This is a genomic window from Streptomyces sp. DvalAA-14, from assembly GCF_900091855.1.
Classification (GTDB): domain Bacteria; phylum Actinomycetota; class Actinomycetes; order Streptomycetales; family Streptomycetaceae; genus Actinacidiphila.
Genome location: NZ_FMCH01000523.1, coordinates 21,032 through 35,084 on the forward strand (window position 1 = coordinate 21,032; position 14,053 = coordinate 35,084).

Annotated in this window: 8 protein-coding genes and 5 pseudogenes; 7 read left to right on the forward strand and 6 right to left on the reverse strand. The window is 68.7% G+C overall.

Going from position 1 to position 14,053, the window contains the following annotated elements; all coding sequences use genetic code 11:
* Position 1 precedes the first annotated feature (1 nt).
* A pseudogene (locus GA0115240_RS38700) lies at positions 2 to 430 on the reverse strand (hypothetical protein); the annotation flags it as partial.
* 157 nt (positions 431 to 587) lie between these two features.
* Here GA0115240_RS38700 and GA0115240_RS38705 point away from each other — a divergent pair.
* The gene (locus GA0115240_RS38705; protein WP_237555269.1) at positions 588 to 1,430 is read left to right on the forward strand and encodes a transposase; all 843 of its coding nucleotides are present in this window, start codon (positions 588 to 590) and stop codon (positions 1,428 to 1,430) included.
* A gap of 25 nt (positions 1,431 to 1,455) precedes the next feature.
* Here GA0115240_RS38705 and GA0115240_RS38710 read toward each other — a convergent pair.
* Positions 1,456 to 1,587 (reverse strand): annotated as a pseudogene (locus GA0115240_RS38710) (hemolysin III family protein); the annotation flags it as partial.
* A gap of 13 nt (positions 1,588 to 1,600) precedes the next feature.
* Here GA0115240_RS38710 and GA0115240_RS38715 point away from each other — a divergent pair.
* A pseudogene (locus GA0115240_RS38715) lies at positions 1,601 to 1,740 on the forward strand (SUMF1/EgtB/PvdO family nonheme iron enzyme); the annotation flags it as partial.
* 929 nt (positions 1,741 to 2,669) lie between these two features.
* On the opposite strand, the pseudogene GA0115240_RS38720 reads toward GA0115240_RS38715, so the two are convergent.
* Positions 2,670 to 3,069 (reverse strand): annotated as a pseudogene (locus GA0115240_RS38720) (IS5/IS1182 family transposase); the annotation flags it as partial.
* A 273-nt stretch (positions 3,070 to 3,342) separates the two neighbouring features.
* Between GA0115240_RS38720 and GA0115240_RS28215 the strand changes: the two are divergent.
* Positions 3,343 to 3,593, forward strand: a pseudogene (locus tag GA0115240_RS28215) (Tn3 family transposase); the annotation flags it as partial.
* Between the two features lie 74 nt (positions 3,594 to 3,667).
* Here the strand turns inward: GA0115240_RS28215 and GA0115240_RS28220 are convergent.
* Entirely contained in the window at positions 3,668 to 4,126 is a 459-nt protein-coding gene (locus GA0115240_RS28220) for an Lrp/AsnC family transcriptional regulator (protein WP_093740973.1), read from the reverse strand.
* Between the two features lie 77 nt (positions 4,127 to 4,203).
* Here GA0115240_RS28220 and GA0115240_RS28225 point away from each other — a divergent pair, with 77 nt between their 5' ends.
* The 3 genes from GA0115240_RS28225 to GA0115240_RS38725 all read left to right on the forward strand — a co-directional run bounded on the left by GA0115240_RS28225 (position 4,204) and on the right by GA0115240_RS38725 (position 6,859).
* Positions 4,204 to 5,376, forward strand: a complete 1,173-nt coding sequence (locus GA0115240_RS28225) for a Glu/Leu/Phe/Val dehydrogenase family protein (protein WP_093740975.1) — start codon at positions 4,204 to 4,206, stop codon at positions 5,374 to 5,376.
* Positions 5,377 to 5,380: 4 nt separating this feature from the next.
* Entirely contained in the window at positions 5,381 to 5,734 is a 354-nt protein-coding gene (locus GA0115240_RS28230) for a VOC family protein (protein ID WP_093740977.1), read from the forward strand.
* A gap of 387 nt (positions 5,735 to 6,121) precedes the next feature.
* Positions 6,122 to 6,859 carry an IS701 family transposase gene (locus GA0115240_RS38725; RefSeq protein ID WP_161302520.1) on the forward strand — a complete coding sequence of 246 codons (738 nt, stop codon included), beginning with the start codon at positions 6,122 to 6,124 and terminating at the stop codon, positions 6,857 to 6,859.
* Positions 6,860 to 6,987: 128 nt separating this feature from the next.
* Here GA0115240_RS38725 and GA0115240_RS28240 read toward each other — a convergent pair whose 3' ends face one another.
* Both GA0115240_RS28240 and GA0115240_RS28245 read right to left on the reverse strand, forming a co-directional pair.
* Complete coding sequence (locus GA0115240_RS28240) at positions 6,988 to 7,788, reverse strand: enoyl-CoA hydratase-related protein (protein ID WP_093740979.1); 801 nt, start codon at positions 7,786 to 7,788, stop codon at positions 6,988 to 6,990.
* A complete protein-coding gene (locus GA0115240_RS28245) occupies positions 7,785 to 8,975 on the reverse strand; it encodes a CaiB/BaiF CoA transferase family protein (RefSeq protein WP_093740980.1) in 1,191 nt (396 codons plus the stop codon). The genes GA0115240_RS28240 and GA0115240_RS28245 overlap by 4 nt, the downstream gene beginning before the upstream one ends.
* 1,038 nt (positions 8,976 to 10,013) lie before the next feature.
* Between GA0115240_RS28245 and GA0115240_RS28250 the strand changes: the two genes are divergently transcribed.
* Positions 10,014 to 14,048, forward strand: coding sequence for a non-ribosomal peptide synthetase (locus GA0115240_RS28250; RefSeq protein WP_093740982.1), 4,035 nt, complete (start codon positions 10,014 to 10,016; stop codon positions 14,046 to 14,048).
* Positions 14,049 to 14,053: the final 5 nt, after the last annotated feature.

Consider the following 14,053-nt stretch of genomic DNA (forward strand, 5'->3'; position numbering starts at 1 on the left):
CCAACCGGATGTCCGGCTTGACGGTCGTGGCGAAGATCAGAGTCTTGGGGCGGCGGACAGCACCTGGTCCTGTGCGCACCAGTTGGAAATACGGATACCCATCGCGGTCGCCCGTCTGCTCCAAGCGGGCTCCGGCCTTCGCCAGCACCACGTTGACCGTCTCGACGACACGGCCCTGCGCTTCGGCGTCCGGCAGTGTGACTGGATCGACCAGGCCATCAAGAAAGCGGCCGAACCTGGCGAATACAGCCCTGCTCGGTTGCTGCTGGCCCTGCCACGACCCGCTGATCGTCGCCTGAATCGGCCCGGCAATCACCGCCCGGGACGGGCCCGTCGTGTGATCCAGAGGCCCAACTGTCCGCCGCCTCCCGCGCACGCGGCCAGCAGAAACCCAAACATCGCGGAATCCCCCCAGCCCCTGTGCATCCACCAGTGGTTCACCGCCGCATACACGGCCCCTGCCACCGCCCAGATCCCCGTCACCGCCAGCACTCGCCAGAGCCTCATGCCTTCCCGCCTACCCGCCCGGGATGACCGCACCTCTCGCACACAAGTCACGCAGCCATCGTCTGACCCGAGGAGATGCCTTGAGGTTCTACCTGACCACCCACAAGCGCACGTGGGTCGAAAAGGCCACGGTGCCGCTGTTCCTGAAGTACGAGCACTTCGGGGTCCGCACCGCCCGCAGCCTCCCGCGGGCCATCGGCCCCTACGCGATCGACTCCGGCGGCTTCACCATCCTCCAGAGGTTCGGCCGCTGGACGATCCCGCCCCAGCAGTACGTCGATGACCTGCGCCGCATCCGAGACGAGGTGGGACCGTTCGGCTGGGCCGCACCGCAGGACTGGATGTGCGAACCGGCAATCATCCACGGCGGCACCTTCGCCGGGCAGACCTTCACTGGCACCGGCCTGTCGGTCGCTGAGCACCAGGCCCGCACGGTCGCCAACTACCTGCTCTTGCGGGAACTCGCCCCAGAGTTGCTGATCATTCCCGTGGTACAGGGCTGGGGCTCCCGGACTACGAACGGTGCGTCGCCCTCTACGCCCGTGAAGGCCAGGTTCCTCATCCGCGACCGCGACTCCAAGTTCATGGCTGCCTTCGACGCCGCGATGACCGACGCCAGCGTGCAGGTGGTCACCACCGGCATCCAGACGCCGCGGATGAACTCGATCATGGAGCGCTGGATACAGACCTGCCGGCATGAACTCCTCGACCGCACCCTGATCTGGAACCAGAACCACCTCCTCCACACGCTCGGGGAGTTCAAGACCTTCTACAACGGCCACAGCCCCCACCGGACCCTGAACCAAGCCGCTCCACTCCGGCCGCTCCCCCACCCCGACGAACCAGCACAGATCAGACGTCTTGTGGTCCATCGACGAGACCGACTCGGCGGCACACTCCACGAGTACCGACATGCCGCGTGATCAGGCCAGATGATTTATCGGCACCCACACCGCCGGTGAGGATAAGGGCGACCAGCGCGGCGCCGCCGGTACGCGCGAAGTCGGGCAGGTAGAAGACCGCCGCCCAGCCCAGGGCGATGTAGCACAGGGTGTGGAGCCGGCGTGGTGCCTTGATCCAACCAGGGTGTGGAGCCGGCGTGGTTGGATCAAACCGGGTGCTCCGCGGCGGCAGATGGTTCGATGAGCATGGAGTTGCCGGGCCTCCGAGCGGGTCCGCAGTCATCCGACCTTCAAGGTCGATGACGCCGGATTCCGCATGGCGCGTTCCCTCGTGCGACGACCGGCTCGTGTCCGTCCTCGTCTGCGATGCCTGCCGCGTGAACGGAACCAGGGACGCAATCATCTACTGCGCACCGCAGCCCCTCGCCGCGGTTGCCGGCCCCCTCGGCCTCGCATGACCCGCACCGACCCGCGATCAGACGACTTTGCAATCGCCCCGGCTCCTGGACGAACTCGGAGCACCTTGAGGGGCGTTGCCTGTCCGATTATGTGGGTCAGATGTCCAGATCGGGGTGGCAACAACGAGCAAGTTACATAAGTATTAGCTACCGGCGACAGGATAAATCGTTGTGCCGCTATTTCCTCGAGCCAGAATCCGCACGACCCCGGGACAACCGGCCGACCCGTACCAACGACCCACCTCGGCGAGTACCAAAACACCCCTGGAACTGCTGAACCCGACGCCCGCCCGAATGGTATTCGGACCATCGGCCTGCGCATCGGCAGAACACACCGAGAACCGCCACGGAGGAGCTCGGTTTTATTCCACCTAGGAAGGACACAATCAATGCGAACTTTCAAGAAGATCCTGCTCGGGACTACCATGGGCCTCGCGCTTGCCGTCGGTGTCGCCGGCGCTGGCGCGGCTCATGGTTCTAGCGCCTCCGATAGTTCTGTTTCCGCCTTCGGAGGTCTTTGCGGCTACCCCGCTTTCTGTGGCGCCATGTAGGTGAGTCGAATCGCCCCGAGATAGCGGAGATATCGGGACGTGCTGTTCTATCGACAGTTCAATTTGCGGTTTTATTCAAGAGTTCCCGATTAATGATTCTTCACTACTGTTGGGCATCGGGACGGGGCTTCCTGCACGGCTTGTGGTGCTGAACCATCCGAGCCCGAGGAGGCCTCGTCCTGTTTTATGCCTCCGGGGAGGCCGGGACCGCCGTGTAATGATGTGAAATTGTTTGTCAGTGCTGATTCGATGCCGCCTGGAGCGGCGACGACCTGCACGTTTCCTCCGTGGCGCTTGTGCTCGCCCGACCACCACAGATCCAAGCCGTGGGGGCGGGCTGCGGCCACGCGGTCCGTGCGGTCCAGGTTGAGGTGGCATACCCGGCTGCCGCCGCACCGAGGACGGATCGGGAGCGTGCTCTGGTGGCACCGTCACCCCTTCGTGCAGACAACGGTGGGTGGTCGGTACCGGGACGCCATTGTCCCGAGCGAGTTGGACCAGCCGGGTACCGCCGACGAACCTGCGCAGCATGAGGTCCGCCGGCCCGAAGAAGCCCAGCGCACGGGTGCCGTTGCGGGTCCCGCGCTGTTTGCGGTGCCCGGCCAGCAGCTTCGCGAGATGCTCGGCGGTCGCCCTGGGGACGTCGAGCATGGCGGTGCGGGTGATACCCGACGCCACGTGGAGCCTCTGGTTGAACGGAACGTGATCTTCCCGGACCCGTTTCTACCAGGGGCTTCACTCATGTTAGGCACCGAGTCGCCGTCCGCCGTCGAGAATTATCACACACCGCAACGCCGTGTTCTCTGGGGGAGACCTGTGGTGCCGCACGGTTCGGGGATCGATTGTGCAGCTCAGCGGCTATGCGAGGGAGCGTAGCGCCCGCAACAGGTGTGGCGCTATCGCCAGATCGGGTGACTACGCGACGGCTTGGTGCTGAACGCCGTGGTGCCTGGACCACCCGGTACATCGGCGCCGCCGTCGCCCAGCTCCGCAACGAGGGGCACGAGGTCCGGGACGAGGACATCGCGCGCCTGTCCCCGCTCAAGCACAAGAACCTCAACGTCCTCGGCCGCTACAGCTTTACCGCGTCCGTCCCTGCCGGCGGCAGCCTGCGGCCGCCGTGCGACCCGGACGCGGTCGAACTCGACGATGACGACGAGGGCGCCGACGGGTGAGCCGAGTTGTCCGCCGGCATGGATCGTCGGCACCTGTGGCTGTGCCTCGAAGGGCGGGGGGCGAGTCTGGCGGGTCAAGGCGTGAGGGGTGCGAGCACCTGATTGTGGGTGTGTTGGTAGATCACAGAGGTACGGAATCCGACGACTTCGCGACGCTCGGTGAACTTGTCCATGAGGAAGCCATGGAGGTAGTCAACGCTTGGCGCGGAGACGTGCACGATCATGTCGTCGCCGCCGGTGACGACATAGACCGTGCTGACCTCAGGCAGGGCAGCGGCATAGGTCTTGAACGCCTCGATGACCGCCCGGCTGAGGGGGCGGATCTGGAAGTGGATGAGCGCTTGGACGTGGCGGTTTAGGGCGGCCGAGTCGATAGCGGCGTGGTAGCCGGTGATGACTCCTCGGGCGCGCAGTTGACGGATGCGTTCGAGGCAGGTCGACGGGGCGATGCCGAGGGTGCGGGCGAGGTCGCGGTTGGTCTGCCGCGCATCGTGCTGCAGATGCCGGACGATCGCCGAATCAAGTTCGTCCATGCGACGAGTATGATCCCCGCGCCGAATTCTATTCGTCTGATCGCTCATAACCTTGTTGGAACGGCTAGCTTCACGCCATGACAGTTGCACTTGAGCAAGCTCTGTCCCTCAACGTCCCGAATCCCTCGCACGAGTTGGTACAGGTCGTACGGGGCAGCCGCAGTGGACTCGCGATCACCGTCGCGATCCACTCGACCGCTCTCGGTCCGGCAGCCGGCGGGTGCCGGATCGCTCACTACGCTGACCCGGCCGCCGCGATCGCTGACGCGCTGCGGCTGGCGGCGGCGATGACCGAGAAGAACGCGCTGGCCGGTCTGGAACACGGCGGCGCAAAGGCAGTCGTCGCCCTCCCGACCGCAGCACGGCCGGCCGGAGGGGAGCGCACGGCACTGCTCCACGACCTCGGCGACGCCATCGAATCGCTCGGCGGCCGCTACATCGCAGGCCCGGACGTGGGAAGCAGTCCGGTCGACATGTCCGTGATCGGCAGCCGCACCACTCATGTCTGCTGCCGACCCGTAGAGGACGGCGGCAGCGGCGAGTCCTCCCTCCACACCGCGCGCGGCACCCTGGCGGCACTGGGCGCGGTGGCCGACGAGGCCTTCGGCTCACCGGAGCTCGCCGGCCGGACCTTCGGGGTGATCGGCCTCGGTGCGGTCGGAGCCCACGTGGCCCGGCTCCTGGACCGGGCCGGCGCGCGGCTCGTCGTGACCGACGTCAACCCGGCCACGCGCAGCCTGGCCGAGGAGCTGGGCGCGGCCTGGGTGGATCCGGGCGACGCCCTCACAGCGGAGGTCGACATCCTCGTGCCGGCCGCGCTCGGCGGCCTGCTGACGGCCCGCACGGTGCCGCTGCTGCGGTGCGCCGCCATCGCCGGCCCGGCCAACAATCAACTCGACGAACCGGCCACCGCCCGCCTCCTCGCGGCACGAGACATCCTTTGGGCGCCGGATGTAGTCGTCAGCTCCGGCGGAGTCATCCACGCCACCGGTGTCGAACTGCGCCAGGAATCCGAGGAACGGCTGACCGAGCGCATCCAGGGCATTGCAGCTACCCTCCGACAGGTCTTCCACACGGCCCGGACCCACCGGACCACGCCCGCGATCGCGGCCGGGCAACTCGCCGAGCAACGGGTTCGCCAGGGACGCTCGCACCCGACTCGCGCCGCAGCGCTGCCCCTGACCTCGCGGGCTGCCGGGCCGATGGAGTCCGTGCCGCCGACATCCCACGCGACAACAAAGGAGTGCTGACATCATGGCGAACCGCTGGGGCGGGGTGACCATCGACTGCATCGACGTAGAACGGGTGGCGGCCTTCTGGAGTGTCCTCCTCGACCGCCAGAGAGGGCCGTCCGAGCCTGGCTGGGTTTACCTCGGCCACCGCGGCGACCCGCAGCCCCGCCTCGTCTTCCAGCCGGTTACAGAGCCGAAAGCCGGCAAGGCGCGCGTGCACCTCGACGTCGTGGTCGACGACATCGACCGGGGCATCGCTCAGGTCGTCGCCCTCGGCGGCCGGTTCACCGGCGAACGCCACGACTACGACAAGGGCGTGGTCGTCGTGATGGCCGATCCCGAAGAACACGAATTCTGCCTGGCCCAGTACTACTGACCCGCGCCACGCCCCCATGCTCTGGGTAGCGGCGCAGACCGGCAGCGGAGCTTCAGCGGGAACGCGTGGGCCACCGCCAGCGGCGCGACGCCAAACTCATCGAACGCCGCACCTCGTGCAGTGGAATCATCCCCGTGCGCGACACTCGTCGCGCACGGTGATTCTCGTAAACGGCCAAAGTTGTGGCGCTCGCGGGGTTATTGCTGGCTAGTACTCCAGGCGCACTTCTCCGTATGCCCTGGTCAGAAGGCTCTTTTTGAGTCTAGTTGTCTGACGTGACGTCAGGGTGGCGGTGGTTCGTGACTCACCCGATCGGGGCGCGTTGAACCGGTTATGGAGTCGGAGAGCGATGTCGAAGCAGGCCTATGAGACGACGAGTTAAGGTCATTGCTCCTGCGGGTGGGTGAGCGCGTCGGGCGGGTCGAGCCGCGTCGGCACATGCGGGACTACGTGCGCGGGCTACTGGGTCCGGTGGGCCGTAAGAACAGCTGGCAGATAGCCGAGCATGCGGGCCATGGCTCCCCCTATGGTCTGCAGCGATTGCTGTCGTGGTGCCAGTGGGAACCGGACGAGATCCGCGATGACCTGCGGGAGTACGTGGCCGAGCGGCTCGGGCAGCCGGACGGCGTGGTGATCGTGGACGACACCGGCTTCCTGAAGAAGGGCACCGTCTCAGCCGGGGTGCAACGGCAATATTCCGGGACGGCCGGGCGAACGGAGAACTGCCAGATCGGGGTGTTCGCCGCCTACGCCTCCGACAAGGGCCGGGCCCTGGTGGACCGCGAGCTCTACCTGCCCAAGTCCTGGACCGAGGATCCCGACCGGTGCCGCGCCGCCCGGATCCCCACCGACGGCGACACTTCGACCTGGGCGCAGGCCACCGGGCAGTACCGCTGGATCTCGCAGGTGGACCCCGGCGCCCAGCGCTCGGTCAACCTGATCACGCTGCTGAAGCCGGACGACAAGTTCGCCGCGCAGTTCCACGTGGACTCCTCCGCGGACGGTTCCTCCTGGTACACCGTCGCCCGCCACGGCGGCAGCGCCGGCGGCCTCATCGCCGTCCAACTCGACCATCCCACCAAGGCGCGCTACCTGCGGGTCATCGTCCACCGCCCCGATCAGTAGTGACAAACCTGCGGTGCCGGGGATGCCACGCATCCCCGGCACCGCTCTGCCAGCCGTGGCTCGGCGATCCCGTACCCACCGAATCGAAATCGCCGCCACCTCGTCGGCGGCCGGTGATCGCCGGCGGCTCAGTGCCCGGGCCAGTGCGGCCGGCGTTTCTCCTGGAAGGCGCGGACGCCCTCGCGGCTGTCTTCGCTGTCGAGGGCCGCCATCAGTGCCGGCAGCCGGGTTGCCCGCGCCTCCTGGCTGGTCAGGTGCGCGGTGCGCTGCACCATCTGCTTGATGGCGCGCAGCGAGGTGGGAGCGCAAGCGAGAATCTCGGCGACCCAGCGGTCGACCGCCTCGTCCAGCTGCTCTGCCGGCACCACCTCGTTGACCAGTCCCATCCCGGCGAGCTCAGCCGCGCTCGCCCGCCGCCCGGTGAGCAGCAGGCCCATCGCCTGGCTGTGGGACAGACGGCGGACCAGCTGGGTGACTCCTCCGTCGAGCGGGACCCGTCCGACCCGGGGCTCGGTGAGCCCGAACCGGGCGTGGTCGGCGGCTACCACGATGTCGCATCCCAGGACCAACTCCATGCCGCCGCCGAGGGCGTACCCGTTCACCCGGGCGATCATCGGGACATCGAGGGTGGTGCGCAGGGACAAGCCGCCGAAGCCGTTGGGGTCGAGTGCGGCCCAGTATTCCAAGCCGGTCCTCCCGGCCTCGTCAGCTGACATGTCCGCGCCGGTGCAGAAGGCGCGGTCGCCTCCGCCGGTCAGGACGACGGCACGGATCCCGGGGTCGGACTCGATGCGCTCCCAGATCTCGTTGAGTTGCCGAAGGGTCCTGGCGGCGACGGCGTTGAGCACTTGGGGCCGGTCGATGGTCACGCGGGCGACGTGCTCGTCGATCGCCAGGCGCACCTCGTCCGTGGCGGGCGCGGCGGTCACCGCAGAACACCGCCCTCCGTGAGTGCGGCGATCCTGGCGTCGTCGAAGCCGTGTTCTCTGAGGACTTCGGAACTGTGCTCACCGAGTTGCGGCGGGCAGCGGCGGACGGTCATGCGGGCGCCGGAGAGCAGGATGGGCGCGGCGACCGCCCTGACCGTGCCGGCCACCGGGTGGTCCATCTCCACGACCATGCCGTTGACCGCCGTCTGCTCGTCCGCGAGGGCCTCCTCCAGGGTACGCACCGGGGCGCAGAGGATGTCCTGCTCCTCCAGTCGCCGGATCCAGTGGTCCGTGACGTCGGTGGCGTACCGCTGCCGGAATATCGCCTGGAGCTGCGGGCGTCGTTGGAACTGGGCCTCCATGGTGGCGTACTCCTCGCGCAGCGAGAGGTCCTCGTCGATCTCCAGGGCCGCGCAGACCGCGCGCAGCGGGTTCTCCTTGAACGCCCCGACCATGCAGACCGCGCCGTCCTTGGTCGGGAAGACGCCGCTGAGCGGCATGCCGGCCCAGTTGACCTCGTAGCCGCGGTTCAGCTGCGCGCAGGCCTCCTGCATCTGCATGTGCAACATCGAGTCGTACATGGCGACTTCGACCTTCTGGCCCTCCCCGGTCCTTGTCCGGGTGAACAGCGCGAGCAGAATGCCCTGCAGCAGATGCATGCCGGTGGTGTAGTCGCCCAACGGAGTGGGATACACGGACAGCGGCAGGTCCGGTGACTCGCGGCGCCACATCACCCCGGAGTAGGCCTGGCTGATCACGTCCTGGCCGCCCTTGTGGCTGTACGGTCCGGCGGCGCCGAAACCGGTGCCGGAGGCCCAGATGAGACGCGGGTTGATCGCCCGCAGCTCTTCGTAGCCGAAACCGAGCCGTTCCATCACACCGCCGCGGAAGTTGCTCACCACCACGTCGGCCGTGCGGGCCAGGCGCAGAATCACCTCCCTGCCCTCGGGTGCGCGGACGTCGACGCAGACGCTGCGCTTGTTCCGGTTGATGGCGAGGAAGATTGGCCCGTCGAGCCCGTCCCGGTCGGGGAAGGACGTCCGGGAGAGGTCGCCCGTTCCGGGGCGCTCGATCTTGATGACGTCGGCGCCGTAGTCACCCAGCATCTGGGTACAGCTGGGGCCCATGAAGACCTGGGTGAAGTCGAGGACGGTCACACCGTCCAGGGGCAGGCCGTCGGTGCTCATGAAACGACCGTCCTTTCCGCACTCCTCGGGGACAAGGGTGTGACCTCTTGGTATCGGCGGACACTCATGCGTGGGGCCTCCACTGGGTTGCCCGGATCGGCCGGGGGTCGGCAAACGGTGTGCGGGAGGGGGAGGCGACGCCCCCGCGGGGTTCCGGGAGCCGGGACCCGAGGCGCCTGCCGCGAGGAGCGCGCGGAGGAGAAATCGCCGTGGAGTCGCCGGAACCATTCATGGCCAATCCGTCACGCATGTGCATTCAGTCGGAGATGACGTCTTCCGCGTGGATGCCGCGCGGGAAGTAAATTTCCTCGGCATCACGCCCCTGCGGAGTGCTCACCCGGAGATTTCCCGTACGTCAGACAGGTCAGGGCCGGCAGATCATGTACGGGATCTCCTTCCCCGCCCGGCCGTGAACCAACGGACGGCGCCATTCACTCCTGCGAGGCGCAATCGTGCGAATTCGACACGCACCATCCCCTCCACCGCCGGGGGCGCACAGGACGCCGCCGTACCGCGACAGCACCAGATCGGGCCTCTCCCATCAGCGCCTCCGCGTATCTCAAGTCGCTTCAGCGTAATGAAGATGCCCGCGCCGTCAAGGCTTCACTCCAGCAACATCGTGCAGCCCACCGGGCTCGTTCCGCATGACCGGAAGGGTGCTGATATTTATCAGAATTGCCGACCTACCCATTTTCGGGACACGGTGGATCCAAACATCCCCGCACCGCAATTTTGTGTGACGTGCATCACCATTGACCTTCAAATCGGTCTGGGATCTACTTTTGCGCGACGAACCCTCAATTCGCGATGAGCCGCGATATTCCTGGGCCTGTTGCCTTGACAGATACCCCGTCCCCCGACGTCGCGTCGCACCGGCGTCCCGACGAAAATGCGCGAGTTACGACGAAAACCCGCCGCTCGACGGGCGCCTCGTCCCTGCCCTCGCGTGGGCGTTCCGTCGCTCTTTCGGGTACACACACCACCCAAACAGGTTACATACACGTGTTTCGCCGTCTTCCTTTCTCATGAAGGAACCCTGTGCCTCGCATCGCCACCGGCCACGTTCCCCCGTCCGCCCCGTCCGCCTCATCGGCGTCAGGCCCCGCCGGCGATCCCTCGTCCCATCCCGCCCCCCTGTCCTTGGCGCAGGAGCGGTTGTGGGTCCTGGCGCAGATGGGTGGGGAGGCCAGCGCCGCGTACCACGGGCGCATGAACTTCGACCTCAGGGGGCCGCTGGACGCGGACCTGCTCGTCCGGGCACTGCACCTGCTCGCCGCCCGGCACGAAGCGCTCCGCACCCGGCTGGTGCCCGCCGAGGGCTCGGCGCTCCAGGTCGTCGATCCCCCGGAGACGGGCTTCCCCGTCACCGTCGAGGATCTGACCGGGCTGCCGGACGCGGGCGAGCGCCTCGCGGAGGCGCAGCGGGCGGTGGGTGACACTCCCTTCCGTCTCGGGGAGGAGGCCATGACGCGCGGCCGCCTGCTCGTGCTCGGCGAGGACCACCACGTCCTGCTGCTCACGGCCCACCACCTCATATTCGACGGCTGGTCCCAGTCCCTGTTGCTACGGGAGTTGAGTGCGCTGTACGCCGCGCTGCACGGCGGGCAGGACGTGTCGCTGCCGGAACTGCGCTGGCAGTACAGCGACTACACCCGCTGGCAGTGGGACTGGATGGCAGGAGAGGAGCCCGCCGCGTGCGCCGAGTACTGGACCGGTGCGCTGGCCGGGGTCCCCGCCGTACTCTCCCTGCCCACCGACCGGCCCCGTCCTCCCGAGCAGGATTTCCGCGGCGGCCGGGTGCCCGTGGTCGTCGACGACGACCTCGCCCAGGCGCTGCGAACCCTGGCGAAGGACCACGGGGCCTCCTTGTACGCGACGGTCCTGACCGGCTGGTCGGTGCTGATGTCCCTGCTCTCCGGGCAGGAGGACATCGTGATCGGCGCGCCGACGGCCAACCGCCGGCGGGGGGACGTCGCCGGACTCATCGGCTTCTTCGCCAACACCCTCGCCGTGCGCGCGGACCTGTGCGGCTCACCGACCGTCGGGGAGGCGCTGCAGCGGGTGAACCGGCGGCTGCGTGACGGCCTCGCCCAGGTGGACCTGCCGTTCGAACGGGTCGTGGAGCTGGTCAACCCGCCGCGGAGCCCGGCCTGCACGGCCCTGTTCCAGACGATGGTCGCCTGGGTTCCCTCCATGGGGCAGGAGCTCGAACTCCCCGGCGTGAGCGTCGAGGTACGCGAGGACGACGCACACGTCGCGGCGAAGTTCGACCTGGTGGCGGTCCTTGCCGACGAGGGGCAGCGCCTGGTCGGCGGGATCGAGTACGCCACCGCCCTCTTCGACCGGACGACCGTGGAGCGGTTCGCACGCCAACTGCTGCGCGTTTTCCGGCTGATGACCGAACGTCCCGGAGCGGACATCGGCGACCTCACCCTGCTGGATGAGGACGAGCAGCGGGATCTCCTGGCGGCCTTCAGCTGGGGAGGCGATCCGGTGACACCGGCGCCGGCCGCCCTGCTGGAGCGGTTCGCGGATCAGGTGCGGACCCGGCCAGGACAGCCGGCGGTGGTCGCCGGTGACGCGGAAGCGGACTACGCGACGCTGGATCTCCGGGCCAACCGGCTGGCGAACGCGCTGATCGCCCGCGGGGTCCGCCCCGGCCAGGTGGTCGGCCTACACGCCGGGCGCACGCTCGAGCTGGTCGTCGGGGTCCTCGGCATTCTCAAGGCGGGGGCCGCCTACCTCCCGCTCGATCCCGGGCAGCCCGCAGAACGGCTCGCGGCCATGGTGGCCGACGCCGAGCCGGCGCTGGTGCTGACCGACCACGCGGCCGCGGCGGCGGGCAGCGGACCCTGGCAGGACCTGGCGGCTGTCGAGGCGGAGGGCACGCGGGAGGACGCGCCGCGGATCGACCCGGACCCCGGCCGGTTGGCCTACGTCATCTACACCTCCGGGTCGACCGGCGGCCCCAAGGGGGTGGCGGTGACCCACGGCAGCGTCGTCAATCTCCTCGACCACTGGCGCGAGCTCATGGGCGACGCCGCGGGCGAGGCCGCGTCGGCCTGGTCGAGCATCGGCTTCGACGCTTCGGTGCACGAACTCCTCGTGCCGCTGACGACCGGAGCGGTCCTCCACCTCGTTCCCGACGAGCTTCGCGGCGACCCGGGGGCCCTCATGGACTGGCTGCGGGAGCGGCGGGTGACCCAGGCATTCCTGCCCCCGTCCTACATCCTGTGGATCGACGAGGACCCGTCCCGGCGGCTGGCCGGGCTGAGCCTGCGCCAGCTCCTCACCGGCGTGGAGTCGCTGCCGGAGGCCGCGCTGCACCGCATGCGCGAGCAACTGCCGGGCCTTCGTGTCTGCTACGGCTACGGACCGACCGAGGCCACGCTCTACACCACCGCGTACACCGATCCGCAGGACCGCTCGCGATCGTGCCCCATCGGACGGCCGTTGCGCGGCACACGCCTGTACCTGCTGGACGACCGCATGCGCCCGGTGCCCGTGGGAATGCCCGGCGAGGTGTACGTCGGAGGCGCGAGCCTGGCACGCGGGTACCTGAACCGGCCCGACCTCACCGACGAGCGTTTCGTGCCGGACCCGTTCGTGCCCGGGGAACGCCTCTACCGCACCGGCGACTTGGCGCGCTGGCTGCCGGACGGCAACGCCACTTACCTCGGACGCAGCGACGACCAGCTCAAGCTGCGCGGCTTCCGCATAGAGCCCGGCGAAGTGGAAGCCGCGCTGCTGGCGGTGCCCGGTGTGCGGGAGGCGGTCGTCCTGGCGGACCGCCGGACGCCGGGCGACCCGCTCCTGGTGGCTGGCGTGGGGCGCGACACCGGGCCCTCGTGGACGCCCCACGAATGGCGTCGTGCGCTGGCGAACCGGCTGCCCGACTACATGATTCCCACGGTCGTCGCCGAATTCCCGCGGCTGCCGCTGAACCGCAGCGGCAAGGTGGACCGGGCAGCGGTGCTGAGCGCGGCCGCGGAGAGCCGTTCCCGGCAGGTCAACACGGCCGCGCCCCGTGACCACGTCGAGATGGCCCTCTACCGGATCTGGCGCCGGGTGCTGCTGCACCGGGACATCGGGGTCTCAGACGACTTCTTCGAACTCGGCGGCACCTCGATCTCCGCGATCAAGATGGCCCACGCCGTGCAGCAGGAGTTCGCAGTGGCGTTGCCGGTCCGGGACGTCATGCTGCGCCCCACGATCGAAACGCTCGCGGAGCGCGTCCGCAGCGCCCCGTCCGAGGCGTCCGGGCCCGCCGGCCACAGCAGCCTGGTCGAGTTCCGCGCCGGGGACGGCCCGCACCGCGTGGTGTGCGTCCATCCGGCCGGCGGCACCGCCTTCTGCTATCTGCCGCTGTCCACGGCGCTCCCGGAGAGCATCGGCGTGCTGGGCCTGCAGGCGCCGGGGATCAATCCAGGCGAGTCGGTGCTGCCGGACGTCGAGGCCATGGCCGTGGAGTACCTGCGGCTCGTCGATCCCCGCCCGGACGAGGCACTGGTGCTGTGCGGGCTGTCCTACGGGGGGCTGGTCGCCTACGAGATGGGCCGCCTCCTGGTGGCGGCCGGACACGCGAGGGTGAGCGTGGTCCTGCTCGACACCCGGGGCGTGGAGGGCGCGGAGCAGCGCGCCGCCATCACGCCGACGGGCATGGCGGAGTTTCGGGAGAAGCTGGTGCGCTTCAACGGCATGTTCCCGGGTATCGACGACGACCAGGTCGCCCGCTACCTCGCGGTGTACAACCACCATCAGGCGACCGGCCGCGACTACGCGGTGCCCGACTCGCAGGCCCGCGTGGTGCTCATGCAGGCGATGGCCGTGGAGGACGACAACAACGGTGACGCGGCTGCCCGGCTGCGCGCCTTCTGGCGACGCCGGGCCGGCGGCGGCTTCGCCGTCCAACCCGTGGCCTGCGGTCACTGGGACATGCTGGAGAGCGACGAACTGCCCCTCGTCGCCTCGGTTCTCACGGCCGAACTGGTCCGGCTCGGCGTCGGCGCGGACAACTCCACCGGCCCGGCCGAGGCGCCGCCTTCGTCCCTCGCCGTCACGCGGGAGGACTGATGGCG